At 61.5% G+C, this 25,673-nt stretch carries 20 protein-coding genes; 13 read left to right on the top strand and 7 right to left on the bottom strand.

Annotation, left to right across the window (positions count from 1 at the left end; translation table 11 throughout):
* The first annotated feature begins 25 nt into the window (after positions 1 to 25).
* The 9 genes from L6D81_RS07110 (at position 26) to L6D81_RS07070 (ending at position 8,928) form a co-directional block, all read left to right on the top strand.
* Positions 26 to 358: a DUF2934 domain-containing protein gene (locus L6D81_RS07110; RefSeq protein ID WP_236178458.1), complete on the top strand. Its 333-nt coding sequence runs from the start codon at positions 26 to 28 to the stop codon at positions 356 to 358.
* A gap of 108 nt (positions 359 to 466) precedes the next feature.
* A complete protein-coding gene (gene glgX, locus L6D81_RS07105) occupies positions 467 to 2,626 on the top strand; it encodes a glycogen debranching protein GlgX (RefSeq protein ID WP_236178457.1) in 2,160 nt (719 codons plus the stop codon).
* Between the two features lies 1 nt (position 2,627).
* On the top strand, positions 2,628 to 3,626 hold the full coding sequence (locus tag L6D81_RS07100; RefSeq protein ID WP_236178456.1) for an acyl-CoA dehydrogenase family protein: 999 nt from the start codon (positions 2,628 to 2,630) through the stop codon (positions 3,624 to 3,626).
* Positions 3,623 to 4,381 carry a PIG-L deacetylase family protein gene (locus tag L6D81_RS07095; protein WP_236178455.1) on the top strand — a complete coding sequence of 253 codons (759 nt, stop codon included), beginning with the start codon at positions 3,623 to 3,625 and terminating at the stop codon, positions 4,379 to 4,381. The genes L6D81_RS07100 and L6D81_RS07095 overlap by 4 nt, the downstream gene beginning before the upstream one ends.
* On the top strand, positions 4,378 to 4,977 hold the full coding sequence (locus L6D81_RS07090) for a class I SAM-dependent DNA methyltransferase (protein WP_236178454.1): 600 nt from the start codon (positions 4,378 to 4,380) through the stop codon (positions 4,975 to 4,977). Before L6D81_RS07095 ends, L6D81_RS07090 begins: the two co-directional genes overlap by 4 nt.
* Positions 4,974 to 5,633 (top strand): glycosyltransferase family 2 protein, encoded by a 660-nt coding sequence (locus tag L6D81_RS07085; protein WP_236178453.1) that lies wholly within the window; start codon positions 4,974 to 4,976, stop codon positions 5,631 to 5,633. The genes L6D81_RS07090 and L6D81_RS07085 overlap by 4 nt, the downstream gene beginning before the upstream one ends.
* 183 nt (positions 5,634 to 5,816) lie before the next feature.
* Positions 5,817 to 6,578, top strand: coding sequence for a PIG-L deacetylase family protein (locus L6D81_RS07080; protein WP_236178452.1), 762 nt, complete (start codon positions 5,817 to 5,819; stop codon positions 6,576 to 6,578).
* Positions 6,579 to 6,669: 91 nt separating this feature from the next.
* The gene (locus L6D81_RS07075; RefSeq protein ID WP_236178451.1) at positions 6,670 to 7,467 is read left to right on the top strand and encodes an endonuclease/exonuclease/phosphatase family protein; all 798 of its coding nucleotides are present in this window, start codon (positions 6,670 to 6,672) and stop codon (positions 7,465 to 7,467) included.
* A gap of 390 nt (positions 7,468 to 7,857) precedes the next feature.
* A complete protein-coding gene (locus tag L6D81_RS07070) occupies positions 7,858 to 8,928 on the top strand; it encodes an autotransporter outer membrane beta-barrel domain-containing protein (RefSeq protein ID WP_236178450.1) in 1,071 nt (356 codons plus the stop codon).
* A 65-nt stretch (positions 8,929 to 8,993) separates the two neighbouring features.
* On the opposite strand, the gene glgB is transcribed toward L6D81_RS07070, so the two are convergent.
* The 3 genes from glgB to L6D81_RS07055 all read right to left on the bottom strand — a co-directional run bounded on the left by glgB (position 8,994) and on the right by L6D81_RS07055 (position 16,748).
* A complete protein-coding gene (gene glgB, locus L6D81_RS07065; protein ID WP_236178449.1) occupies positions 8,994 to 11,234 on the bottom strand; it encodes a 1,4-alpha-glucan branching protein GlgB in 2,241 nt (746 codons plus the stop codon).
* A gap of 2 nt (positions 11,235 to 11,236) precedes the next feature.
* On the bottom strand, positions 11,237 to 14,578 hold the full coding sequence (gene treS, locus L6D81_RS07060) for a maltose alpha-D-glucosyltransferase (protein ID WP_236178448.1): 3,342 nt from the start codon (positions 14,576 to 14,578) through the stop codon (positions 11,237 to 11,239).
* 172 nt (positions 14,579 to 14,750) lie between these two features.
* Entirely contained in the window at positions 14,751 to 16,748 is a 1,998-nt protein-coding gene (locus L6D81_RS07055; protein ID WP_236178447.1) for an alpha-1,4-glucan--maltose-1-phosphate maltosyltransferase, read from the bottom strand.
* A gap of 216 nt (positions 16,749 to 16,964) precedes the next feature.
* Between L6D81_RS07055 and L6D81_RS07050 the strand changes: the two genes are divergently transcribed.
* Complete coding sequence (locus tag L6D81_RS07050) at positions 16,965 to 17,123, top strand: hypothetical protein (RefSeq protein ID WP_236178446.1); 159 nt, start codon at positions 16,965 to 16,967, stop codon at positions 17,121 to 17,123.
* On the opposite strand, the gene L6D81_RS07045 is transcribed toward L6D81_RS07050, so the two are convergent.
* A complete protein-coding gene (locus L6D81_RS07045) occupies positions 17,124 to 17,660 on the bottom strand; it encodes an MgtC/SapB family protein (protein ID WP_236178445.1) in 537 nt (178 codons plus the stop codon). It lies immediately after the preceding gene.
* Positions 17,661 to 17,783: 123 nt separating this feature from the next.
* Between L6D81_RS07045 and L6D81_RS07040 the strand changes: the two genes are divergently transcribed.
* The 3 genes from L6D81_RS07040 to mapR all read left to right on the top strand — a co-directional run bounded on the left by L6D81_RS07040 (position 17,784) and on the right by mapR (position 21,153).
* Positions 17,784 to 18,032: a DUF3203 family protein gene (locus tag L6D81_RS07040; RefSeq protein ID WP_236178444.1), complete on the top strand. Its 249-nt coding sequence runs from the start codon at positions 17,784 to 17,786 to the stop codon at positions 18,030 to 18,032.
* A 195-nt stretch (positions 18,033 to 18,227) separates the two neighbouring features.
* On the top strand, positions 18,228 to 19,658 hold the full coding sequence (gene ccoG / locus L6D81_RS07035) for a cytochrome c oxidase accessory protein CcoG (protein ID WP_236178443.1): 1,431 nt from the start codon (positions 18,228 to 18,230) through the stop codon (positions 19,656 to 19,658).
* 85 nt (positions 19,659 to 19,743) lie between these two features.
* Positions 19,744 to 21,153 carry a GntR family transcriptional regulator MpaR gene (mapR, locus tag L6D81_RS07030; RefSeq protein ID WP_236178442.1) on the top strand — a complete coding sequence of 470 codons (1,410 nt, stop codon included), beginning with the start codon at positions 19,744 to 19,746 and terminating at the stop codon, positions 21,151 to 21,153.
* A gap of 3 nt (positions 21,154 to 21,156) precedes the next feature.
* Here mapR and L6D81_RS07025 read toward each other — a convergent pair whose 3' ends face one another.
* The 3 genes from L6D81_RS07025 to L6D81_RS07015 form a co-directional block, all read right to left on the bottom strand.
* The gene (locus L6D81_RS07025; RefSeq protein ID WP_236178441.1) at positions 21,157 to 22,437 is read right to left on the bottom strand and encodes a hypothetical protein; all 1,281 of its coding nucleotides are present in this window, start codon (positions 22,435 to 22,437) and stop codon (positions 21,157 to 21,159) included.
* A 108-nt stretch (positions 22,438 to 22,545) separates the two neighbouring features.
* Positions 22,546 to 23,292 (bottom strand): SDR family oxidoreductase, encoded by a 747-nt coding sequence (locus L6D81_RS07020; protein WP_236178440.1) that lies wholly within the window; start codon positions 23,290 to 23,292, stop codon positions 22,546 to 22,548.
* Between the two features lie 85 nt (positions 23,293 to 23,377).
* The gene (locus tag L6D81_RS07015; RefSeq protein WP_236178439.1) at positions 23,378 to 25,459 is read right to left on the bottom strand and encodes a putative bifunctional diguanylate cyclase/phosphodiesterase; all 2,082 of its coding nucleotides are present in this window, start codon (positions 25,457 to 25,459) and stop codon (positions 23,378 to 23,380) included.
* Positions 25,460 to 25,673 lie beyond the last annotated feature (214 nt).

Here is a 25,673-nt window from a genome sequence, read left to right as displayed (position 1 = left end):
ATGAGTTCAGTTCAGGAGCATTGCGATGAGTACCGACGATAAACGCATCCGCGAATTCGCCTATCAGATCTGGGAATCCGAAGGAAAACCCGAGGGCCAGGACGCCCGCCACTGGGAGATGGCGCGCAAACTGGCCGAGGCCGAGGCATTGGCGCCGAAGAAATCGCCAAAGGCCACCGGCAGTAAAACCGCCGGCAAGACCGCTGCCAGCAAAGCCGTCGATGACAAGGCAACCGCTGCCAAACCCAAGGCCACGACGGCCAAGGCCAAGCCTGCCGGCGCCGCCAAAGTGATCCCCCCGGGCGAAAAAGCCGCCGAGAAAAAGCCCCGCGCGCCGCGCAAGCCGCCTGCGGTCTGACGCGTCCAAAACCATTGAGTTGAATAACCGTGTGGCGGGTTCGCTCGCCACCGAGGGCTTATTCGTCCTCGAAAAATGCCCACCCCCGATTTTTTTGCAGGAGCACCTATGACCCGTCCAAAGAAAGCCGAGCCCGCCGCGCACGCTGAACCCTCGCGCATCCGTGAAGGCCTGCCCTTCCCGCTCGGTGCGACCTGGGATGGTCTGGGGGTGAACTTCGCGCTGTTCTCCGCCAACGCCACCCGGGTCGAACTGTGCATTTTCGACGATGCCGGCGAAGTGGAACTCGAACGCATCGAGCTGCCGGAATACACCGACGAGATCTACCATGGCTACCTGCCCGATGCACATCCGGGCCTGATCTATGGCTACCGGGTCTACGGTCCGTACGACCCGGCCAACGGCCATCGCTTCAATCACAACAAGCTGCTGATCGACCCGTACGCCAAGCAGCTGGTTGGCGAACTGAAATGGTCCGAAGCCCTATTCGGCTACACCATCGGCCACCCGGACGCCGACCTCAGCTTCGACGAGCGCGACAGTGCGCCCTTCGTACCCAAGTGCAAGGTCATCGACCCGGCGCACACCTGGGGCCACGACCATCGCGTCAGCGTGCCGTGGGACAAGACCATCATTTACGAGACCCACGTGCGCGGCATCAGCATGCGCCACCCTTCGGTGCCGGAAAATGTGCGCGGCACCTTTGCCGGGCTGATGGTCGACGACGTGCTTGAGCACATCCGCAAGCTGGGCGTGTCGAGCGTCGAGCTGTTGCCGATCCACGCTTTCGTCAACGACCAGCACCTGCTGCACAAGGGCATGACCAATTACTGGGGCTACAACAGCATCGCGTTCTTCGCCCCGGACCCGCGCTATCTGGCCAGCGGCAAGATTGCCGAATTCAAGGAGATGGTCGCGCACCTGCACGAGGCCAATCTCGAAGTGATTCTCGACGTGGTCTACAACCACACCGCCGAGGGCAACGAGCAAGGCCCGACCCTGTCGATGCGCGGGATCGACAACGCCTCGTACTATCGCCTGATGCCGGACGACAAGCGCTTCTACATCAACGATTCCGGCACCGGCAACACGCTGGACCTGAGCCATCCGTGCGTGCTGCAGATGGTCACCGACTCGCTGCGCTACTGGGCCAGTGAAATGCACGTCGACGGCTTCCGCTTCGACCTGGCGACCATCCTTGGTCGTTATCACGACGGTTTCGACGAACGCCACAGCTTCCTTGTGGCCTGCCGTCAGGATCCGGTGCTGCGACAGGTGAAAATGATCGCCGAGCCCTGGGACTGTGGCCCCGGCGGTTATCAGGTGGGCAAGTTCCCGCCGGGCTGGGTCGAGTGGAACGACAAGTTCCGTGACACCGTACGCGCCTTCTGGAAAGGCGACGACGGCCAGCTCGCCGACTTCGCCAGCCGCATGACCGCCTCCGGGGAAATGTTCAACCAGCGCGGTCGCCGGCCTTATTCGTCGGTCAACTTCGTCACTGCTCACGACGGTTTCACCCTCAACGATCTGGTGTCCTACAACGACAAGCACAACGAGGCCAACGACGAAAACAATCAAGACGGCAGCAACAACAACCTGTCCTGGAACCATGGCGTTGAAGGCCCGACCGACGATCCGGAAATCAACGCACTGCGCCACCGGCAGATGCGCAACTTCTTCGCCACCCTGCTGCTGTCCCAAGGCACGCCGATGCTGGTGGCCGGTGACGAATTCGCCCGCACCCAGGACGGCAACAACAATGCCTATTGCCAGGACAGCGAGATCGGCTGGGTCAACTGGGACCTGAGCGAGGACGGCAAGGCACTGCTGAAATTCGTCAAACGCCTGATCAAGTTGCGCCTGGCCTACCCGATCCTGCGACGCGGGCGTTTCCTGGTCGGCGAATACAACGAGGACATCGGCGTCAAGGACGTGACCTGGCTTGCGCCGGACGCCACGGAAATGACCACCGAGCACTGGCATGACGCGCAGAACCGTTGCATGGGCATGTTGCTCGACGGTCGTGCCCAGGAAACCGGGATCCGCCGCAAGGGGGCTGACGCCACGTTGCTGCTGGTGGTCAACGCCCATCACGACATCGTCAACTTCACCTTGCCGGAAGTGCCTGAAGGCAGTTTCTGGACGTGCATGATCGATACCAACCAGCCCTCGATCCGTGGCCAGGAGCGATTCGAGTTCGGTCATGAGTACTCGGTCACCGGACGCTCGCTGCTGCTGTTTGAACTGCAACGCGAGGAAGAGGACTGACATGGACTTGTCCGCCTATCTCTCACGGCACACGCCGGATTACCGCGACACTGCCGCCCTCGGCCTGTGTCTGCGGCAGCTGGTCGAGGCCGGCCTCGACCGCCTGCCGTTGCCCGGCAGCGGTCGTACGCTGGAGCGCTGGCAAAGGCTGGCCGAGGTCGGCGGGCATGATCTGGGGCTGTGCAAACTCTACGAAGGTCATACCGATGCGTTGGCGATCATCGAACAACTCGGTGGCTCGCCGACGCCCGCCAGCACGTGGGGCATGTGGGCCGCCGAACCGCCGCAGGCGCGGGTCCGGGTCAGCCGTTCGGGGCAAATGGTGCAGTTGAATGGACGCAAGGCCTGGTGCTCCGGGGCGGCAGTGCTCAGTCATGCCCTGCTGACGGCGTGGGATGAGGACGATCGTCAGCAACTGGTGGCCGTGGCCCTCGATCAACCGGGCGTGACCGTCACCGATCAAGGCTGGCAAGCGGTCGGCATGGCCGCCACCGGCAGCGTCGAGGTGCTGTTCGATGAGGTCGAGGCCCAAGCGATCGGCGATCCTGGCGACTACCTGCAGCGTCCGGGTTTCTGGCACGGCGGGATCGGGATCGCCGCGTGCTGGTACGGCGCCGCGAGGGAGATCGGCGAACGCCTGCGCCAACACTGTGCGCGCCGTGAAGAGCCGCATGCATTGGCCAGTCTCGGCGCCGTCGACGGTGCGTTGCACGCCGCCGCGCAGGTGCTGCGCGTCAGTGCCCTGGACATCGACAGCGATCCCGGAGCCAACGCCGAGTTGTTGGCCCGGCGGGTTCGCGGCGTGGTCGAAGATGCCGCCGAACAGGTCATCCGCGAGACGGGTCGGGCACTTGGCGCCGGACCGTTCTGCAAGGACCCGCACTTTGCCCGCCTGGCGGCCGACCTGCCGGTGTATCTGCGCCAGAGCCATGCCGAACGGGATCTGGCGGCACTGGGCCAACTGATTGCGCAGCAACCGCGCGCGAGTTGGGCCCTATGAAGCGCAATCCGATCGTCGGCAAGGGAACCTCCCTGCACGAGTGGCAGGGCTCACGACATTTGGCGGCGGTGGAGAGCATCGACATTCTCGATCTGGTGCCGCCGGGCTCCCGGGCCGTGGTGATCGCGCCGCATCCGGACGATGAAGTGCTCGGTTGCGGCGGGCTGTTGCAACAGCTCGCTGCGGCGGGACGCACCCTGCAATTGATTTCGGTCACCGATGGCAGCGCCAGTCATCCGGGCTCGGAGCGCTGGCCGGTAGAGCGGCTGAGCGTGGTACGCCCGCAGGAGTCCGCTGAAGCCCTGCGTCGTCTCGGCCTGCCCATGCACCAGGTGCAATGGCTGCGCGGCGGTTTCCCCGACACCCGGGTCGCCGCACGCGAGTCGATGCTGTGTGACTACTTGACCGGTTACCTGCACGCCGACGACGTGATCTTCACCACCTGGCGCGAGGACGGCCACAGCGACCACGAGGCCGTCGGCCGCGCCAGCGTCGAAGCGGCGCGGCGCGTGGGTGCGATTTGCCACGAACTGCCAGTCTGGACCTGGCACTGGGCGACCCCGGAAGACGTCATCGTGCCCTGGGAGCGGGCACGCAAGATTCTGCTCAGCCCGGCGCAGGTCGCGCGCAAGCGTCACGCGGTACACGCTTTCGCCAGTCAGTTGGAAGGCGATCCTGATGCCGGCCTGGCTCCGGTGCTCGCGCCCTATGTCATCGACCGACTGCTGCAACCGTTCGAGGTGGTCTTTCTATGAGTGTCGAGGATCGCTACTTCGAAGGCCTGTTCGCCGGCAATAGCGACCCCTGGGGTTTCCGCCAGCGCTGGTACGAGCAGCGCAAACGCCTGGTGACTTTGGCGGCCCTGCCCCGCCCGCATTACCGGGCCATCTTCGAGCCGGGGTGCGCCAACGGTGAACTGAGCGCGGCGCTGGCCGAACGCTGTGATCGGCTGTTGTGCTGCGATACAAGCGAGGCCGCGGTCAATCTGGCGCGCACTCGCCTGAGCCTGTTCGACCACGCCGAGGTGCATCACGGTCGCCTGCCGGGCGACTGGCCCGCCGAAAAGTTCGATCTGATCGTCTTCAGCGAAATCGGCTACTACCTTGATCGACAAGATCTGACAGAGATCATCCGTCGCATCAGCGATTCGCTGACGGCGGACGGGCAGTTGCTGGCCTGCCACTGGCGACCGCCCATCGAAGGTTGCCCGCTCAATGCGCGCCAGGTTCACGACCTGATTCACGAACAGTTGCACCTGCCACGGCTGGTCTTGCACCAGGAAGCGGATTTCCTGCTGGAAGTCTGGAGCCGCGAACCGCGTTCAGTGGCCGCGCTGGAGGGGTTGCGATGATTGGCATCCTGATCCCTGCACACAACGAAGAAGAGTGGCTCGATGACTGCCTGCATGCCGCCCTGCGCGCCGCCGGGCATCCCATGCTGGCAGGGGAACCGGTGGAGATCCTGGTGGTGCTCGACAGTTGCCACGACCGTTCGGCGCACATCGTCAGCCAGTATCCGGTGCAGGCGCTGAGCATCGAAGCGCGCAATGTCGGCCGGGCCCGGGCCATCGGCGCGCAACAACTGCTTGATCGGGGTGCGCGCTGGATTTCCTGCTCGGATGCCGACAGCCGCGTCGCCGAGGACTGGCTGGTCGAGCAACTGCGGCTGGGCGCCGATGCCGTGTGCGGCACGGTGACGGTCGAGCGTTGGCATGACTCATTCGATGAAGCCGCGCAGATTCGCTATCACGGTCATTACCAGGCCTGTGAAGGTCACCGGCACATCCATGGCGCCAATCTGGGCGTCAGCGCGCAAGCTTACGTGCGCGCCGGAGGGTTCGAGCCGTTGACCTGCGACGAAGATGTGCAGCTGGTGCGCCAACTGGAGCTTTGCGGGGCCAGCATCGCCTGGAGCCATCGTCCACAGGTCATTACCAGTGCCCGGCTGGACAGTCGCGCAAGCGGCGGTTTTGGCGACTATCTGCGACAGCTGGCACAGACTGAATAAAAAAAAACGGATCAGATTGATCTGTGACGCGACGAACCGCCCGTCTTGAGCAATACTCTGCTGCGCAGCAATCCAGGGTTCGGAGCGCAGCAGGGCTATCCACCAGCCTTCACGGGTCGTACACGCCTGGCAACATCACGGCGCGGACGACTGAGGGCGAGACACAACAAGGACGTATCACCCATGAAACCGTTATCCCTCAGCGAGAACGGCCTGCCGGCGCAGATCTGGAACAGCGCCCCGCAGCTCGACAACATTCCCGTCATCAATACCCACACTTTGGTGCCACCCGGCGCCCGCGCCGTGGTCATCGCCCCGCACCCCGGCGATGAAGTCGTGACCTGCGGCGGCCTGCTGCAACTGCTTTCCAGCCTCGGGCATCCCTTGCAGTTACTGTCGATCACCGATGGCAGCGCCAGTCATCCGGGCTCGCGCCAGTGGTCGGAGAAACGCCTGAGCGTATTCCGCCCGCAGGAAAGCGTCGAAGCCCTGCGCCGCCTCGGTTTGCCGATGCACAGCCTGAAATGGGTGCGTGGTGGTTTCACTGACAACGCCCTGCACGATCAGGAATCTCAATTGATCGAGTTCATCGCTCGCTATCTGCGCCCCGGTGATGTGGTCTTCAGCACGTGGTGCGAAGACGGCACTGCCGATCATGAAGTGGTCGGCCGCGCCAGCGCCAAAGCGGCACAACAGGTCGCGGCCACCTACCACGATGTCCCGGTCTGGGCCTGGCACTGGCCGGAACGGGAGCAGACGCAGATTCCCTGGCATCGCGCACGCAAGCTGCGCCTCGACACCTGGACCGTCGCACGCAAGAGCCACGCCACCCATGCCTACGCCAGTCAGCTCAATGGCGAGCCGGCGATCGGAATCGCGCCACTGTTGCCCAAGTCGATCCTGGAACGCATGCGCCTGCCCTACGAGATCGTCTTCGTCGATTGACAGTCCGTCGGGCGCGGGCAGCCAGTCAAAGTGAACTGCCCGCGCCCGGATCAGTCGCATGAACAGGCAGTCATGATTCAGAGGAGTGAACGTGTCCAGCGATCCCAAGCGTCATGTCGTCGACGCGCAGACGTCCACCCCGTCCGCGATCCATCGCCTGCGGGTGCTGACGGTCAACACACACAAGGGCTTCACCGCGCTCAATCGACGTTTCATCCTTCCGGAGCTGCGTGAAGCGGTACGCAGCACCTCGGCCGATCTGGTGTTTCTGCAGGAAGTGGTGGGCGAACACGAGCGGCATTCCAGCCGCTACCACGAATGGCCGCAAACCTCGCAGTACGAATTCCTCGCCGACAGCATGTGGAGCGACTTCGCCTACGGCCGCAATGCCGTGTATCCCGATGGCCATCACGGCAACGCCCTGCTGTCGAAATACCCGATCCGCGAATACCGCAATCTCGACGTCTCGATTACCGGCCCGGAACGGCGCGGGCTGTTGCACTGCGTACTGGATGTGCCGGGGCATGCCGAAGTACATGCCATCTGCGTGCACCTGAGCCTGCTCGAAAGCCATCGGCAATTGCAGTTGCAGCTGCTCTGCCAATTGCTCGAATCCCTGCCCGACGATGCGCCGGTCATCATCGCCGGTGACTTCAATGACTGGCAGTTGCAGGGCAATGTCGCCCTCGCCCGCCGCGACTACCTGCACGAAGCCTTCGAACGCCATCACGGCCGCCCCGCCAAGACCTACCCTGCGCGCTTCCCGTTGCTGCGTCTGGATCGGATTTACCTGCGCAATGCCAGCAGCCACGACCCACAAATCCTCGGCAACAAACCGTGGACACATCTTTCGGATCATTTGCCGCTGGCCGTCGAAGTGCATTTGTAGCGCGATTCTGACAGCAGTCCTCACCCGCACAGTGGTGCGAAACCGGTTGCCTGGCCCGTTTTCGCAGACCGACTGTCGGTTGCAAAAGGTCTCTGCCTCGCGGTTTTCTCAGTGATTGGCACTACAAACAAGAACTTAGATAAATACGCAAAAACAAAAACTTGCATCGCCCGTTCTGACCTTACCGCTCATCGTCCAATTTCTTGACGCGAGGGCTCGGGTCTTCTTAGCTCTACCTTACTACCCCCGGAAACACTACTCGGGGCGAGCCTCAGATCACTCGTCAAAACGAGCGACCACGGGTTCGCCACGCTTTATTCGGTCGCCCCTCGTTCGGGGTAGGAGAGACGCCAAGGCGAGATACCACATGCGCTAGCAAGGTAGACCTCCATGAAAACTTCAATCACTTCACAAGAGATCAAAATCACGTTTTGCACTGTTTCAAGTTCTATCTTGCTGTGCTCGTCCATGGAGGCGCAGGCGGGTCCTGTGGCGGACGAGGCGACGCCCTGGTATCGCCAGGACATTCCGGTCATGACCCTCCCCGCCACGGTCGTGACCCCGGGCCCGCAACGTCTGAGCCCGAAACCGGATCTGCGCGGTGCCCAGTTGATCACCGAGGACCTTGCCCCTTCGGCCTGGGAGCAGCTTTACGGAGAGACTTCCCGCCAGGCGCAAACCGACGTTCTCAGCCCGGGCTTCGCCATGCCCGGCACTGGCGAAGCCAAGGGCCCCGCCGTGTTGACCCTGAAAAACAGCAGCGGCCACACCCAGCAGGTCGGGTTGATCGGCGGGGTCAGTCAGATTCAGGGCAATGGCAACGGCCTGATTACCAGCCGCGCCCTCGCCGACCCGAGCACCGACACCCTCAATCTGCAAGGCCAGAGCCTGGGCGCTTACTACAGCCTGACCGGCCCGCAGGGCTGGCACGTTGACTTGTCGGCCAGTGGCGGTCGGGTCAGCGGTTTCAGTCGCAATGAGCAAGGCGCACGTCGCGCCACCGAAGGCAATGCGATGACGTTGTCGGTGGAAGGCGGATTTCCGATCGGGCTGGGAGAAAACTGGGTGGTTGAACCGCAGGCGCAGTTGGTCAACCAGCGCATCACCCTGGATACGCCGTACGCTGGCTCGGGCAACAGGTCTTCCAGCGATATTTCTTCATGGAGCGGCCGGGTCGGTGCACGCTTGAAAGGCAGTTACGACCTCAATGGCATGCCCGTCGAACCCTACGTGCGCACGAACCTGTGGCACACGGTGTACACCGGTAATTCGGTGACACTGGATCAGGTGGACAAGATCAGCAGCAGTCGCAAGTCTTCGACCGTGGAAGTCGGACTGGGGCTGGTGGCGAGAATGACGCCGATGGTGAGCGTGTACGTCAGTGCCGATTACAGCAGCGATGTGGACGATAACGACCTGAATGGGTTGATCGGGAGTTTGGGGATCCGGATGCGGTGGTGAGCACCCGTCATGATCGTTCCCACGCTCTGCGTGGGAACGATCAGTACTCCGCGTGGGGCGATCCGTTACGCGCTCGGGCCCTCAGGCTTGAGGATCAACACCGCCAACGGCGGCAGGTTCAGCTCCAGTGACAGCGCCTGGCCATGGCTCGCCACCTCTTCGGTGAACGCCCCGCCACCATTGCCATAATTGGAACCGGCGTAGGTGTCGGCGTCACTGTTGAGCAATTCCTTCCAACGCCCGGCAAACGGTACACCGACGCGGTACGACTGACGCGGCACCGGGGTGAAGTTGGCCACCACCAGCACCGGCGTGCCGTCCTTGCTCCAGCGCAACCAGGCGTAAACGCTGTTGATCGCATCGTCGCCGATCAACCACTGAAACCCTTGCGGCGCATCGTCCTGCTCGTGCAGCGCCGGCTCGTCGCGGTACAGCCGGTTGAGGTCGCCGACCAGTTTCTGCACGCCTTTGTGTTCCGAGTATTGCAGCAGGTACCAGTCCAGTTGCTGGTCATGATTCCACTCGCGCCACTGGCCGAACTCGCACCCCATGAACAGCAGTTTCTTGCCCGGATGGGTCCACATGAAGCTCAAGTAGGCGCGCAGGTTGGCAAACTTCTGCCAGCGGTCGCCGGGCATCTTGTCAATCAGCGAATGCTTGCCGTGCACCACTTCGTCATGGGAAATCGGCAGGATGAACCGCTCGGACCAGGCGTAGACCAGACCGAAACTCAACTCATTGTGATGATGGGCGCGGTACACCGGATCCTGCTGGATGTAATGCAGCGAATCGTGCATCCAGCCCATGTTCCATTTATAGGCAAAACCGAGACCGCCCTGCTGGGTGCTCTGGCTGACGCCCGGCCATGCCGTGGATTCCTCGGCGATCACCAGCGCGCCCGGCGCTTCCAAAGCCACCACATCGTTCAAGTGCCGCAGGAAATCGATGGCTTCCAGGTTCTCGCGCCCCCCATGACGATTGGGTACCCACTCGCCGGCCTTGCGCGAATAGTCGCGATACAGCATCGACGCCACCGCATCGACCCGCAGCCCATCGACATGGAAATGCTTCAACCAGTGCAGCGCCGACGCCAGCATGTAGCCGTGCACTTCGGTGCGGCCGAGGTTGTAGATCAGCGTGTCCCAGTCCTGATGGAAACCCTCCAGCGGGTTGCCATATTCGTACAACGCGGTGCCGTCGAACTGCGCCAGACCGTGGGTATCGGTGGGAAAATGCGCCGGCACCCAATCGAGAATCACACCGATGCCCGCCTGGTGGCAGGCATTGACGAAATCGCCGAACTGCTCGGGCGTACCGTATCGCGCACTCGGAGCGAACTGCGACAGCAACTGATAGCCCCATGAACCGCCGAACGGGTGTTCCATGATCGGCATCAGTTCGATGTGGGTGAAGCCCAGCTCCTTCACATAAGGAATCAGACGTTCGGCCAGTTCCGGCCAAGTGTACTGGCGCGCAACTTCGCCCAGATCATCCAGCTCGCACTGCCAGGAGCCGGCATGCAATTCATAGATCGACAGCGGCGCGTTGTGCTGCTGGCGCTCGCGACGGCCGGTCATCCAGTCCTCATCCTGCCAGTCGATCTGCAACGGCGCGGCGACTTTCGAGGCGGTGTCCGGCGGCAGGCTGGTGGCCAGCGCCATCGGGTCGGCCTTCAGCGGCAGAATGCCGTGGGCCCCAAGGATTTCGTACTTGTACAGTTCCCCTGCCTGCAGGCGCGGAATGAACAATTCCCACACGCCAGACGGATGCCGCAAGCGCATCGGATGCCGCCGCCCGTCCCATACGTTGAAATCGCCGACCACCGACACCCGGCGAGCATTCGGGGCCCACACGGCAAAGCGCACGCCGTCTACGCCGTCGACGGTTTTCAACTGCGCGCCCAGGCAACTGCTGAGGTCGCGGTGATTGCCTTCGGCAAACAGGTACAGGTCCATTTCACCCAGCAACTGACCGAAGCTGTAAGGATCTTCCGCGACCTGCTCACCACCGGCCCAGCGGGTGCGCAACAGGTACGGCCGCGCCGACTCGAAATGGCCGACAAACAGCCCCGGCGTTTCAGTGGCATCCAGCGGCCCGAGCTCTTCGCCACTGTTCTTGTCCAGCACCGAAACGCTCAACGCGCCGGGCAGGTAAGCCCGGATAAATTGCCCGCCGGCACCATCGCCGTGGGGGCCAAGAATGGAAAACGGGTCGTGGTGTTCTGCGCGCACCAAGGCATCAATGTCTTTTGCAGCGGGCAGCAATCTTTCTTTAGCGTGACCCTGTTCCCTGTTCGAGAAACTCATGACTACTCTCCACCAAGATCGGAAAAGGGTTTGAGCCCCGTCAACAACCCATACAGACCGTGCAGCGGCACGGGCAGCCAGGTGGGGCGATTTTCGGCTTCATAGGCCACTTCGTAGGCCGCTTTCTCCAGACCGAACAACGCCAGTGCGGCGTCGGCACCTTCAGGATCTTGCCAGGCATGATCAAGACTAGCTGCCGCTTGGCGATATGCCTGGAGAAATGCGTCCCGTGCTTCACGCAAATACCGCTCCGTGACCCGCCGGCGCGCGGCTTCAGCCTCGGGGCTGTTGTCGACGTTGTGCACATTCAGGGCCATGGCCGCGGCATAGTCGAAGGAGCGCAGCACCCCGCTGACGTCCTTGTACGGACTGTGCTTGCCCCGGCGCTCGGCCAGTGGCCGTGCCGGTTCGCCCTCGAAATCGATCAGGAAGGCATCGCCCTTGATCACCAGCACTTGTCCCAAATGCAGATCGCCGTGCACACGAATGCGTAAGCCGCCCGCGGATTGTTTCGCCAGTTGCTGCACATGGGCCAGGATGGTTTTCTTGTTGTCGAGCAATCGAGCGACAAGCTTCTGATCCGCCGCGTCAAGTTCGCCCTGATGTTGCTTCAGGAGTTTCAAAGCGTGCTCGACCTGCGCCCCGACGTCCTTGCCGATCGCCTGGGCATCCTTGGCCGAACTGACCTGCGGCGCGAAGTCGTTGTTGTCGCTCGGCGCTGCCAGCACCTGATGCATTTCACCCAGGCGCTGGCCGAGCATGCCGGCGAAATCCTTCAGCTCACCGAGGGCGTTGTAGTGTTGCGCCTGTTCAGACATGGCGTCAGCCAGCTCATCGCGCAGCGCCCGTTCGAGGTTGTTCTGCGTCCATTCCCAGGCATCGCCCTGGTTGCTCAGATAGCCCTGCGCAATCATCAGCAGGTTGTCCTCGCCATCGGCGCCGCGGCGAATCACCGAACCCAGCAGCGGGGAGATATTGGCAAATCCGGCCGCCGTCAGGTAAGCGCTCATTTCCAGTTCCGGGTGTACGCCAGAAGCGACTTTGCGGATCAGCTTGAGCACCAGGCTGTTGCCGATCACCACCGAACTGTTGGATTGCTCGGCGGACAGATAGCGCACTTCGGATTCGGCGCCGAGGCCAAGCTTTTCCAGTTGCGGCGTTGCCTCGAAACGGATCTCGCCGTCACCGGATTCCAGCACCGTACCGCCCTGCATGCCTTGCAGCACCGCGCGAATAAACGCTTCAAGGCTGAAGGCATCGGTAATCAACCCGACCTGACGCACCCGGCGCACGCGGGCCAAAGCCAGTTGCTGCGGCAATGCCGGCCCGACCTGATCTTCGGATATGAAGCCGAACGGCAATTGATAGCGACTGGTCTGCCCGCCGCTCTGCACTTCGATTTCGCTCAACAGCACCGGATGCTGCGCATCGCCGAAGCGCACGCCGTAGGCCAGGCTCACCTGGTCGATGGCGGCGTCCTTGCCGGCGAACCAGCGACGATTCTGCAGCCAGTTCGGCAGGATGGTCTGCTCGAGCATGGCCCGGGACGGTGCTTCGAGCAGTTCCTCCATGCGCTTTTTCAGCACCAGCGTGGTGAAGTCCGGCAGGCTCTGCGCCGGCTCGACGTGCCAGCTCGGCATCTGGTTTTCCGCCGCCAGGCCGAACCAGTAGAAACCGTAAGGCGGCAAGGTCAGCAGGAAACTCAACTGGCCGATGGGCGGGAACGCGTTACCGCCCAGCATCTCCACCGGCACCATGCCGACGTAGGCCGACAGGTCGAGCTCCACCGCTTGCGCGCTGCGCGACACGTTGGCCACGCACAGAATGATTTCGTGCTTGCCGTCCGGTCCGGTGTATTCGCGGGTGTACGCCAGAACGCGGCGGTTGGCCGGCGAAAGCATTTTCAACGTACCGCGACCAAACGCCTTGGATTGCTTGCGCACGGCCAGCAGACGACGGGTCCAGTTCAGCAGTGAATGCGGATCGCCGGCCTGGGTTTCGACGTTCACCGACTGATAGCCGTATTGCGGGTCCATGATCGGCGGCAGCACCAGACTGGCCGGATCGGCGCGGGAGAAGCCACCGTTGCGGTCGATCGACCATTGCATCGGCGTACGCACGCCATCGCGGTCGCCCAGATAAATGTTGTCGCCCATGCCGATTTCATCTCCGTAATACAGGGTCGGCGTGCCGGGCATCGACAGCAGCAGACTGTTGAGCAGCTCGATGCGGCGGCGGTCGCGCTCCATCAGCGGCGCCAGACGCCGGCGGATACCCAGGTTGATCCGCGCGCGACGGTCGGCGGCGTAGTAATTCCACAGGTAGTCGCGCTCCTTGTCGGTGACCATCTCCAGCGTCAGTTCATCGTGGTTGCGCAGAAAGATCGCCCACTGGCAGTTGGCCGGAATCTCCGGGGTCTGGCGCAAGATGTCGGTGATCGGGAAGCGATCTTCCTGGGCCAGCGCCATGTACATGCGCGGCATCAGCGGAAAGTGGAACGCCATGTGGCACTCGTCGCCATTGACGCCCTCGGCGTCGGTATCGCCGAAGTACAGCTGGGTGTCTTCCGGCCATTGGTTGGCTTCGGCCAGCAGCATGCGATCGGGGTAGTTGGCGTCGATTTCGGCGCGGATCTGCTTGAGAACGTCGTGGGTTTCCGGGAGGTTTTCGTTGTGGGTGCCGTCGCGTTCGATCAGGTACGGAATCGCATCCAGTCGCAGGCCGTCGATGCCCATGTCCAGCCAGTAGCGCATCACCGACAGCACGGCTTTCATGACTTGCGGGTTATCGAAGTTGAGATCCGGCTGGTGCGAATAGAAGCGGTGCCAGAAGTACTGACCGGCCACCGGGTCCCAAGTCCAGTTGGACTTTTCGGTGTCGAGGAAAATGATCCGGGTGCCGTCGTATTTCTGGTCGTCATCCGACCACACGTAAAAGTCCCGCGCCGCCGAACCGGGCTTGGCCTTGCGCGCACGCTGGAACCACGGGTGCTGATCGGAGGTGTGGTTGATGACCAGCTCGGTAATCACCCGCAGGCCACGCTTGTGCGCCTCGACGATAAAGCGCTTGGCGTCGGCCATCGTCCCGTAATCGCTGTGGACGCCTCGGTATTCGGCGATGTCGTAACCGTCGTCGCGGCGTGGCGAAGGGTAGAACGGCAACAGCCAGATGGTGTTGACGCCAAGATCGGCGATGTAATCGAGTTTGGCGATCAGGCCGGGAAAGTCGCCGATCCCGTCGTTGTTCGAGTCGAAAAAGGATTTGACGTGAACTTGATAGATGACCGCGTCCTTGTACCAGAGCGGGTCTTTGATGAAGGTGGCTGCCTTGGGTTTCTTCGCCATGTGAAACTCCTGTTGAATTCAATAAGGGCGCCCTGCGCAGATCGCTGATCGCTGATCGTTCCCACGCTCCGCGTGGGAATGCCGCCATGGACGCTCTGCGTCCGCTTTGGGACGCGGAGCGTCGCGGTATGCATTCCCACGCGGACGGTTCGACGCCTCAACGCGGGAACGATCAAGGGGAAGTAATGCGCCAGATTCCGAACGGCTGATACGCCGGGTCGATCCGCATGAACTGGTATTTGCCGTGCCAGTCCCAGCGATGGCCGTTCATCAGGTCTTCGCCGTGGGTGGTGGCATTGTCCGGCAGGCCCATTTCCCACAGCGGCAGCTCGAAATTCGCCTCCTGCACGTTATGCGGGTCGAGGCTGACAGCGACCAGAATGAAGTTGCTGCCGTCCGCGCTGCGCTTGCCGAAATACAGAATGTTGTCGTTCCAGGCGTTGTAGATCTTCAGGCCCAGGTGACTGTGCAGCGCCGGGTTCTGGCGGCGGATGCGGTTGAGCTGGGCGATTTCGGCAATGATGTTGCCGGGCTGGTTGAAGTCGCGGACGCGGATCTCGTACTTCTCGGAATCGAGGTATTCCTCCTTGCCCGGCACCGGCGCCGATTCGCACAGCTCAAACCCTGAATACATGCCCCACAGGCCCGAGCCCATGGTCGCCAGCGCGGCGCGGATGAGAAATCCGGGACGTCCCGACTCATGCAGGAACGCCGGGTTGATGTCCGGGGTGTTGACGAAGAAATTCGGCCGATAGCATTCGCGCCACGGCGACTCATTCAGTTCGGTGAAGTAGGTCGCCAATTCGGTCTTGGTATTGCGCCAGGTGAAATAGGTGTAGCTCTGGGTGTAACCGACCTTGCCCAGGCGCGCCATCATCGCCGGCGTGGTAAAGGCTTCGGCGAGGAAGATCACTTCCGGGTACAGCGTGCGCACATCGGCGATCAGCCATTGCCAGAACGGCAGCGGCTTGGTGTGCGGGTTATCGACGCGAAAAATCTTCACGCCCTCCTTCACCCAGCCGACCACGATGTCGCGCAACTCGACCCACAGACTCGGAATCGCTTCCGGCGCATAGAAGTCGACGTTGACGATGTCCTGGTATTTCTTCGGCGGGTTCTCCGCGTATTTGATCGTGCCGTCCGGCCGCCAGTTGAACCAGCCCGGATGCTGCTTGAGCCACGGGTGATCCTGGGAACACTGGATGGCGAAGTCGAGGGCGATTTCCAGACCGTGCTCGGCAGCGGCCGCCACCAGCCGGCGGAAATCCTCGCGGGTGCCGAGTTGCGAGTGAATCGCTTCGTGGCCGCCCTCCTCGCTGCCGATCGCATACGGGCTGCCAGGATCATCCGGGCCGGCGGTCAGGGAATTGTTGCGCCCCTTGCGATGGCTGCGACCAATCGGGTGAATCGGCGTGAAGTACAACACGTCAAACCCCATGTCCTGAATCATCGGCAGCCGCGAATGCACATCATTGAAAGTGCCGTGGCGGGCAGGATCATCGGTGATCGAGCGGGGAAACAGTTCGTACCAACTGGCAAACTCCGCCAGTTCGCGTTCGACGTCCACCGGGAATTCCGCACTGATGCTCAGGTAGGCGCGATGATCCGCCTCGGCCATCAGTTGCGCACTGCGCGAGTGCAAAAACAACGCGACCTGCTCGGTTTCGAGCAGGCCGGACAATTCGTGGTGCAGGCCGGCCAGCTGTTCGCTGAGCTGACCTTCGCTGCGCTCGGCAGCCTGCTGCACCAGGGTGCGGCCCTCTTGCAGCTCGAGGCTGACCGGGACACCGGCAGTGTGTTTCTTCTCCAGCTCGTATTGAAAACTGGCGAACTGGTCGATCCAGGCTTCGATCAGAAACAGATAGCGGCCCATGCGCTGTGGCTGGAACACACCGCGCCAGCCGTTATTGCCCTGATCGGACATGACCTCGGTCTGCCACGACTCGTCGCCCTCTTCGCGCCAGCGGATACGCACCGCCAGTTTGTCGTGACCGTCGGCGAACACCTTGCTGGTGACCACGATCTTGCGGCCGGCAATGGCCTTGACGGCAAACTGGCCGCCATCGAGGGTTGGCGCGGTGTCTTCAATGACGATGCGCGGCAACAGCAAAGCCTGCGACAGCGGCATGTGCGGGTTGTAGCTCTGTTCGGCGGGTTTTTCAGCAGTCATTGAGCATCTCTCCTTAACGCCCCAAGGACGCTCGTTTGCCTGTTTGGCGGTCACGGCCGGGCCTGGGCCCGGATGAACTCTCTCAGGTTCCGAGCGGCCGTCGCCGGGAAAAGTTCACAGGGATTTGCCCCGCTACAAAATCGGATCGATTTCGCAGTGAAGTGGTCAATCCACTTAAGCACGTCCCACGCCAAGTGCCACACGGAGGTTCACCCGATGACTATCCCGATTCCCGCCGAAACACCGGATCCGAACATCGACAAACCGATCCTGCCCGAGACCGAGCCACAGCCGATTCCCGAACAGGAGCCACCTGGCACCACGCCACCGCCCAAGGAAGAACCGCCGACGACCATGCCGCCGGTGATCGTCTGATCAGCGCGGATCGTTGGGGTCCTTCTCGATACGATCCTTATCCGGTTCATCCTTCTCGAAGACGCTGACGATCCGCGGCATGACGCTGAAGATCCCCAGCGCCAGCAACGTACTGAGCACCGCTGTCGACTCGCGGCCCAACCCGGCCGCGACGCCGATGGCGGCGGTCAACCACAGGCCGGCGGCGGTGGTCAGGCCCTTGACGTGGCCTTCGTCACCTTCGTGGTTCTTCAGGATGGTGCCGGCGCCGAGAAAGCCGATGCCGGCGATGACCCCTTGCACCACCCGGCTCATGGCGTCGGCCTGGGACCCGGACAATTGCGGCACCAGTACAAACAGCGCCGCGCCGAGGGCCACCAGCATGTGCGTTCGCACCCCGGCGGCTTTGCCTTTGTGTTCACGCTCGAAGCCGAGAATCCCGCCCAATATCGCCGCCGTCAGCAGGCGCACGGTGATCCGGGTCAGCTGCGACGCATCGCCGATGTCAGCGAATTCCGCTTGCAGGGTTTCCCACACTTCATGCCACCAGGCGTTCATCGTCCAGTCCTTGTAATGCGTTGATAAAGGATGGACAGCGGCGACCATTAATCGGTTGCGTCGAACGATCTGCAGAACCGCGCACCCTAACGTCTCAGACTCCCGTGAAAAAAGGACACGCCCATGCCCGTTCGTATCGATGAAAGCAATCCGGAATCGAAAGTCTGTTTTTTCACCGTGGAAAACGGTGAGGAAATCCGGATCTGCGACACGCTGGAAGTCAGAACAGATAGCGAAAAAGCCATGTCGTTCGTCGAAGTGGAAGGACGGCGCATCTACGTCACCGAAGCGGAAGCCGATGCATTGACCGTCGCAGGCGCCCGGGATGGGCGCAAACACCTGAAGGCCGACGACAGTGATTCGGTGATTTGACTGACCTCGATCAACAACCGGCGCAGAGCTCTGGGATAGGCCTCTGCGCTTTGGCCTGCGGGCTGCTTCAAGTTGTCGCAGGCATTGACTCAGAATCCATCTGATCCGCTTTTTATTGAAATACCTGAGTCTGTTATGCAAACAGATCGACGCTCATAGTTCCCTGGCCTGATGGAGGCTGATGAGCGAACGACCATGAGCGAACGAATCCCCGTCCGAACCGTAGAAGCATCTCCCCAGATCAAAAAAGTACCGGCGCGCCCAATGAAGGCGAAACACGCCACCAGCGACAACCAGATCTTCACCCGCAGCTTCACCGGCCTGTTCCGCACCTTGCGCATGAGCGGCGCGGGGTTTCTGTTTTTGCTGTTCTTCGGCACGGTGTGGCTGAACTGGGGCGGTCGTCAGGCAGTGCTCTGGGACCTTTCCGAAAGCAAATTCCACATCTTTGGCGCGACCTTCTGGCCGCAGGATTTCATTCTGCTGTCGGCGCTGCTGATCATCGCCGCATTCGGCCTGTTCGCCATTACCGTGTTCGCCGGTCGGGTCTGGTGTGGTTACACCTGCCCACAGAGTTCGTGGACGTGGATCTTCATGTGGTGCGAGAAGATCACCGAAGGCGAACGCAACCAGCGGATCAAGCTGCAAGCGGCACCGTGGAGCCTGAACAAACTGGCACGACGTGCGGCCAAGCACACGCTGTGGCTGGCGATCAGCGTGCTGACCGGCCTGACCTTCGTCGGCTACTTCACCCCGATCCGGCCGCTGGCCGAAGAGCTGCTGACCCTGCAGATCGGCGGCGTCAGTCTGTTCTGGGTGCTGTTCTTTACCGCCGCCACCTACATCAATGCCGGCTGGCTGCGTGAAGCGGTGTGCATGCACATGTGCCCGTATGCGCGGTTCCAGAGCGTGATGTTCGACAAGGACACCCTGACCATTTCCTACGACGTCGCCCGCGGCGAAAGCCGTGGCCCGCGCAAACGCGAGGTCAAACCGGCCGAAGCCGGCCTCGGTGACTGCATCGATTGCCAGTTGTGCGTGCAGGTCTGCCCGACCGGCATCGACATCCGCGACGGCCTGCAAATGGAATGCATCGGCTGCGCAGCGTGCATCGACGCCTGCGATTCGATCATGGACAAGATGAATTACGCCCGTGGCCTGATTCGCTACACCTCCGAACGTGAATTGCAGGGAGGCAAGACGCATCTGCTGCGCCCACGGCTGATCGGCTACGTCGCGGTGCTGGTGGTGATGATCGGCGCCCTCACCCTGGCACTGGTCGAACGGCCAATGGTGTCGCTGGACGTGACCAAGGACCGTGGTCTGTTCCGCGAGAATGGTCAGGGCCAGATCGAAAACATCTACACCCTCAAAGTCATCAACAAGACCCAGCAGCGCCAGGACTACAACCTGAGCCTGGTGGACGGTGACGGCTTCCAGCTGCAAGGCAAGACCGAACTGAGCCTGGCGCCGGGCGAGATCGTCGATGTGCCGGTGTCCGTGGCAATGACCACCGACCGTCCCGCCAGCAGCTCGCAGACCTTGAGCTTCAGGATTGCCGACAGTGATGAGCCCGAGATTTATAGCGTGGCGAAGAGCCGGTTTGTTGCGCCGATGAATCGGTGAGGCTTTAAGATGCTGTCCGTTGTGCCAATGGTATTGCTTGCATTGGCACAGCCGTTTTTCAAATTCCTTCCATTGCAGGACATCGATGAAACGCTACGAAAAATTCGCCGACGACATCGCTGAACTGATCCGCTCCGGCGTCCTCGGCCCCGGTCAGCGGGTGCCGTCGGTGCGCTACGCGAGCCAGACTTACGGCGTCAGCCCGTCCACGGTGTTCCAGGCCTACTATCTGCTGGAACGTCGCGGCCTGATCCGTGCGCGCCCGCGCTCCGGCTACTTCGTCAACGCCCACGCCCCGAGCCCGTTCTCGGAGCCGGTGATCAGCAGCCAGGTCAACGAGTCGACCAAGGTCGACGTCAGCGAACTGGTGTTCTCGGTGCTGGAATCGATCAAGGACCCGAGCACCGTGCCGTTCGGCTCGGCGTTCCCCAGCCCGACCCTGTTTCCGCTGCAACGCCTGTCCCGCTCGCTGGCCAGCGCCGCGCGGGAGATGGACCCGCGCATGGTGGTCACCGACATGTCACCGGGCAACCCGCAACTGCGCCGGCAGATCGCCCTGCGCTACATGGTCGGCGGCCTGATGCTGCCGATGGAGGAACTGCTGATCACCAACGGCGCACTCGAAGCGCTGAACCTGTGCCTGCAAGCCGTGACCGAGCCCGGTGATCTGGTGGCCATCGAAGCCCCGGCGTTCTACGCCAGCCTGCAAGTGCTGGAGCGCCTGAAACTCAAAGCCGTGGAAATCCCCGTGCATCCGCGCGACGGCATCGACCTCGGCGTGCTCGCCCAGACGCTGGAACGACACCCGATCAAGGCCTGCTGGTGCATGACCAGTTTTCAGAATCCGATGGGTGCAACCATGCCCGAGGCTAAGAAACAGGAACTGGTGGAACTGCTGAAACAGCATCAGGTGCCGCTGATCGAAGACGATGTTTACGCCGAACTCTATTACGGCCAGCAGGCACCGAAACCGGCCAAGGCTTTCGATACCGAAGGTCTGGTGATGCATTGCGGTTCATTCGCCAAGAGCCTGGCCCCCGGCTACCGCATCGGTTGGGTCGCCGCCGGACGCTATGCGCAGAAAATCGAACGACTGAAACTGATGACTTCGCTGTGCGCCTCGATGCCGGCCCAAGCAGCCATCGCCGACTACTTGCAACACGGGGGCTACGACCGTCACCTGCGCAAACTGCGCTACGCCCTGGAAGAACAGCAAAGCGCGATGCTCGCGGCCATCGCCCGTTACTTCCCGGCGCAGACGCGCGTCAGTCAACCGGCCGGCGGCTACTTCCTGTGGCTGGAACTGCCACCGCAGATGGATTCGTTGAAGTTGTTTCAGATGGCGTTGGCGCAGGGGATCAGCATTGCACCGGGGCCGATCTTTTCACCGACCCAGCGATTCAGGAACTGCATCCGGTTGAACTACGGCAGCCCGTGGACCGAGGATGCGGAGAAAGCGATGGAGACGCTGGGGCGAATCGTCAGATCATTTTGAGCGTTATCGCTCGACTCCCGCCGTTTGGCGATTGAATGGATGACCGAATGCGAGAAAGCCGACCAAGGCCAGCAAACTCAGCATCAATGCCAGCAATACCACGACCAAGAGCGTCCAGACTCGGCGATTCAGACGACGAAAAAACGACCGTATAAGCGGTAACTCACTGCCGCCGAACAACTCGCGACTGGCATGGGAGACCTTGATACCAATCAAAAATGAGAACAAGAACGTGAGGTAGGCCCAGCGTTTGTTTTTCAGGGATTTCTGGGCGTTTACCTGATCCTGCTCCTTGATCGAGTTTCCCCACTTGCGATTGATGGTGGGCATGACTGCTTCAGCGGATATTGCGTAGGTCGCATAAGGGCTGACACGACCATCGAGCATCAGAGGATGCAGGTTGAGCTCGATAGGAACTGTTTGACAAGCCGGGTTCGCGTTACGTCGCTCAGAGCACACTTGATCGTTGTATTCACGAATAGCTTGCACTACGGCACGCGAATCAGCGCCATCGCGGGCTGACAAGGAAAAAAGTTCGTCGCTGTTCGGAGCTGTTGAGTATTTCCGCCCGACCCAGTTATTTTCCGAGGCCCGATCCAAGTAATCGCGAGCACGTCCAAGCCAACCGCAAAGCAAAGGTTGGGTTTCTTTCAGCCCAGAGCTCCAGCAGTTGGAGTACTCCCGTTCAATCTGGCCATTGAGCAGAGTGAAAGCGCGACTCAAATCCCGATTGGTTTCAGCCAGATGTTCAACCTCGCTGCTGAATCCATTATCAGAAACATAAAAGACAATTGCCGTCAGCCCCAACAGGTACCACAAATGGTCAAAAGCACTCTTTGACCTTTTCCCTGCCCGCATCAGGTGAAGCAACAACGTCGATATCGACCAAGCGATGACGACCATGACGAAAGCATTGATCAGTGCGCCGGTAGCACTTCCAAGCTGATCGGCTCCGCCCGAACCGATGACATATTTCTCGGGAACCACGGCGTGGAACCACTGGATTCCAAACATCTTCAGCACGCAGGGCGACAGCCATACCAGCCCCAACACCCATGCCAGTCGCTTTGACAGCACGGAAGCCGCCACGATGTTCAGCAAAAACACCAAAGGCAGCAACAGCAGATAGGCGCCGGAGATCATCCTGACCGCTTCGAACACTCCGAGCCCGCCCGGAAAAATGCTCATTTGGGCCCAGCCCATTGCCTGAAAGTTCTGAAGCAGGGAGTAGGTACCGGAAAGAGCGATAGCGTAGTAAGGGGAAAACAGGACGAAAAATGACACTGACAATCCTTATGTCGAACAACCGTTACAAAAGCCTTGTGGGCTTGTTTTCCTCATGAAAACAGAAAACCCGACAACCTTCGTCATCGGGTTCGAGGATAGCGATGACTAACGCCCGCCGCCGAGATCGACAAAAGTGCCGGTGGCATACGAAGCCTTGTCCGACAACAACCACACAATCGCCTCCGCCACCTCATCCGGCCGCCCGCCCCGGGCCATCGGAATCGCCGACTCCAGTTTGCTGACCCGATCCGGGTCGCCGCTCAAGGCGTGAAAATCGGTATAGATGTATCCCGGGCGCACCGCATTCACCCGAATCCCCTCGCCCGCCACTTCCTTGGACAGACCGATGGTGAAGCTATCCAGCGCACCTTTGGAGGCGGCGTAATCGACATACTCATTGGGCGAGCCCAGCCGCGCGGCGACCGAGGAGACGTTGACGATACTGCCGCCCTGCCCGCCGTGTTTGGGTGACATGCGCAGGATCGCGTGCTTGGCGCAGAGGATCGGCGCCAGCACGTTGGTTTTCATGATTTTGAGGATGCGGAATTCGGACATTTCGTCGACCCGCGACTTGTGCCCGACGGTGCCGGCGTTGTTCACCAGGGCAGTGACCCGGCCCAGCTCGGTGTCGACCCGGTGGAACAGCGCGATCACTTCGTCTTCGATACTGACGTCGGCACGCACGGCGATGGCCGTCGCGCCGCGTTCCCGAACCTGATCGAGCACATGGTGTGCGGCCTGTTCGTCCGTCTGGTAATTGATGCAGATCCGATAGCCTTGCTCGGCAGCCAACAGCGCGGTGGCCGCACCGATTCCACGACCGCCGCCGGTGATCACAATGACTTTATCCATGCTGGCCTTTCCCCCGATGCACACGTAACAGTCGGGGCAAGAATAACCGTCATTGCAGGGTTTTGCATGACCTGCAATGAGTGGCTCAGCTCACCGCCAATGGTTTGCCGCGCGCGACGTCCTGCAGAAAGCGATCCGCCGGCATCGGGTGACCAAGTAGATAACCTTGCAGCGAATCGCAGCCCAGTTGCGTCAGGAAGTCCTGTTGCGAGTCGGTCTCGACGCCTTCGGCCACAATGCGCAGCCCCAGCGCCTGACCCAGGGCGACAATTGCCGAAACGATCGCCGCATCGTCGCTGTCGTGTTCCAGATCACGGACGAAACCGCGATCGATCTTCAGCTCATTGGCCGGCAGACGCTTGAGGTACATCAGGCTGGAATAGCCGGTTCCGAAGTCATCGATGGACAGATCGACGCCCATGTCCGACAGCTCCTGCAACACCGTCATGCTCGCATCGGCGTCGCTCATGGCGGTGGTTTCGGTGATTTCCAGGGTCAGGCTGTTGGCCGGCAAATGGTGGGTGGCCAAAGCCTTGGCCACGCTTCGCACCAGCCCGGCGTGGCAGAACTGCAACGCCGACAGGTTCACCGCGATCCGCCAGTCGGTGTAGCCCAGCACGTACCATTCGCGCATCTGCCTGCAGGCTTCGTTGAGCACCCATTCGCCAATCGGAATGATCAGCCCGGTCTTCTCCGCCAGATCGATGAACGTGTCCGGCATCAGCATGCCGTGGACCGGATGTTCCCAGCGCAGCAACGCTTCGGCACCGACCGGGTGACCGTCAGCGGCGTGGAATTTGGGTTGGTAATGCAGGCAGAACTCGCTGTGCTCCAGTGCTGCCCGCAGGTCCTGCAACAGTTGCAATTGCTTGCGGGCGTTGCTGTTCATCGAAACGTCGAAGAAGCTGTAACCGTTCTTGCCGCCGCCCTTGGCGTGGTACATCGCGGCGTCGGCGTTCATCAGCAGTTCCTGGGCACTTTCCCCGTTGCCGGGGTAGAGCGCAATGCCGACGCTGGCGGAAATCTGCAGTTCATGCTCGGCGACCCGGAATGACTGAGCGATCAGGCCCACCTGACGCGCCGCCAGGCCCAGTGCATCGTCGGGTTCGGTCAGGCGCACCAGCAGGACAAACTCATCGCCGCCGATCCGCGCCAGCGTGTCGAGGCTGCGCAAGTCTTCGCGCAGACGCACCGCCACTTCGCGCAGCAACTGGTCACCCATGTGGTGCCCGAACGCGTCGTTGACCGGTTTGAAGCCGTCCAGATCGATGAACATCAGCGCAAAACAGCCACCCTGCTCGTTGACCTCTTTCATCGCCTGATTGATCCGGTCGTCCAGCAACATCCGGTTCGGCAGGCCGGTCAGGGGGTCGTGCAGGGCCAGTTGGGTGAGTTCGCGGTTGGCCACGGTCAAGGAATGAGCCAGATCAGCCGTACGGGCTTCGAGGCGCGCATCGAGAATCGAGGTCAGCAACGCGATGGCCAACACCGCCAGCGTGGTGATCAGCACCAGATTGTCGAGGCCTTTGCCGTTCAGGCCGCTGAACGCCGCGCCGCAGAAACTGCCGTCGGGAAACCGCGCCGCGGCCATGCCGGTGTAATGCATGCCGACAATCGCCACGCCCATGACAATCGCCGCCCCGGCCCGAAACAGCCGCACGTAAGGCGAATGCTGACGCAGGCGGAAGGCGATCCACAGCGCTGCCGCCGAAGCACCGACGGCGATCAACAACGAGGCGCCGAACAGGGTCGGATCGTAGTCGATGCCCGGTTGCATGCGCATCGCGGCCATGCCGGTGTAATGCATGGCGCTGATGCCGGCGCCCATGATCAGCGCGCCAAAGGCCAGTTGCCAGGCCGGCAGTTTCGGCTGGCTCACCAGCCACAGGGCAAAACCGCAGGACAGCACGGCGATCAGCAATGAGAGCGCCGTGATCGAAATGTCATAACCGAGGCTGATCGGCAGTTTGAATGCCAGCATGCCAATGAAATGCATCGACCAGACGCCGATGCCCATGGCAAATGCCCCGCCGGCCGTCCACAAATGCACGGCGCGGCCCTTGGCAGTGGCAATGCGCCCGGTGAGATCGAGCGCGGTGTACGAAGCGAGGATCGCCACACACAGCGAAATGAAAACCAGCGTGAAGGAATAGCTACCGATGAGCATGAGCATTCTCGTGACCACCTCGCGGTACTGCATCCATTCTCAGCGAGGCCAAATGCGGCGATTGTACTGATTGCGCAGCAGAACGCACTGACTAAGTAATCAAATGGCCATCAAGCCGATGAAACGCTTGTTTGATCGTCTGACAAGGCTCTAGCCCGGTGGCGAAGACACAGAACAGATCGTTCCCACGCTCTGCGTGGGAACGATCATGGCT

The organism is Pseudomonas sputi (genome assembly GCF_021603585.1).
Taxonomy (GTDB): domain Bacteria; phylum Pseudomonadota; class Gammaproteobacteria; order Pseudomonadales; family Pseudomonadaceae; genus Aquipseudomonas; species Aquipseudomonas sputi.
This window is presented reverse-complemented; position numbering and strand designations above follow the sequence as displayed.

What these genes read in the sequence shown, in the direction of transcription:
- mapR (WP_236178442.1), top strand. Translation starts at nt 19,744, where the DNA reads ATGAAACGCTACGAAAAATTCGCCGACGACATCGCTGAACTGATCCGC.
- L6D81_RS07090 (WP_236178454.1), top strand. Translation starts at nt 4,378, where the DNA reads ATGAGTGTCGAGGATCGCTACTTCGAAGGCCTGTTCGCCGGCAATAGC.
- L6D81_RS07080 (WP_236178452.1), top strand. Translation starts at nt 5,817, where the DNA reads ATGAAACCGTTATCCCTCAGCGAGAACGGCCTGCCGGCGCAGATCTGG.
- treS (WP_236178448.1), bottom strand. Translation starts at nt 14,578, where the DNA reads ATGGCGAAGAAACCCAAGGCAGCCACCTTCATCAAAGACCCGCTCTGG.
- ccoG (WP_236178443.1), top strand. Translation starts at nt 18,228, where the DNA reads ATGAGCGAACGAATCCCCGTCCGAACCGTAGAAGCATCTCCCCAGATC.
- L6D81_RS07070 (WP_236178450.1), top strand. Translation starts at nt 7,858, where the DNA reads ATGAAAACTTCAATCACTTCACAAGAGATCAAAATCACGTTTTGCACT.
- L6D81_RS07045 (WP_236178445.1), bottom strand. Translation starts at nt 17,660, where the DNA reads ATGAACGCCTGGTGGCATGAAGTGTGGGAAACCCTGCAAGCGGAATTC.
- L6D81_RS07020 (WP_236178440.1), bottom strand. Translation starts at nt 23,292, where the DNA reads ATGGATAAAGTCATTGTGATCACCGGCGGCGGTCGTGGAATCGGTGCG.
- L6D81_RS07110 (WP_236178458.1), top strand. Translation starts at nt 26, where the DNA reads ATGAGTACCGACGATAAACGCATCCGCGAATTCGCCTATCAGATCTGG.
- L6D81_RS07050 (WP_236178446.1), top strand. Translation starts at nt 16,965, where the DNA reads ATGACTATCCCGATTCCCGCCGAAACACCGGATCCGAACATCGACAAA.
- L6D81_RS07055 (WP_236178447.1), bottom strand. Translation starts at nt 16,748, where the DNA reads ATGACTGCTGAAAAACCCGCCGAACAGAGCTACAACCCGCACATGCCG.
- L6D81_RS07015 (WP_236178439.1), bottom strand. Translation starts at nt 25,459, where the DNA reads ATGCTCATCGGTAGCTATTCCTTCACGCTGGTTTTCATTTCGCTGTGT.
- L6D81_RS07100 (WP_236178456.1), top strand. Translation starts at nt 2,628, where the DNA reads ATGGACTTGTCCGCCTATCTCTCACGGCACACGCCGGATTACCGCGAC.
- L6D81_RS07095 (WP_236178455.1), top strand. Translation starts at nt 3,623, where the DNA reads ATGAAGCGCAATCCGATCGTCGGCAAGGGAACCTCCCTGCACGAGTGG.
- glgX (WP_236178457.1), top strand. Translation starts at nt 467, where the DNA reads ATGACCCGTCCAAAGAAAGCCGAGCCCGCCGCGCACGCTGAACCCTCG.
- L6D81_RS07040 (WP_236178444.1), top strand. Translation starts at nt 17,784, where the DNA reads ATGCCCGTTCGTATCGATGAAAGCAATCCGGAATCGAAAGTCTGTTTT.
- glgB (WP_236178449.1), bottom strand. Translation starts at nt 11,234, where the DNA reads ATGAGTTTCTCGAACAGGGAACAGGGTCACGCTAAAGAAAGATTGCTG.
- L6D81_RS07085 (WP_236178453.1), top strand. Translation starts at nt 4,974, where the DNA reads ATGATTGGCATCCTGATCCCTGCACACAACGAAGAAGAGTGGCTCGAT.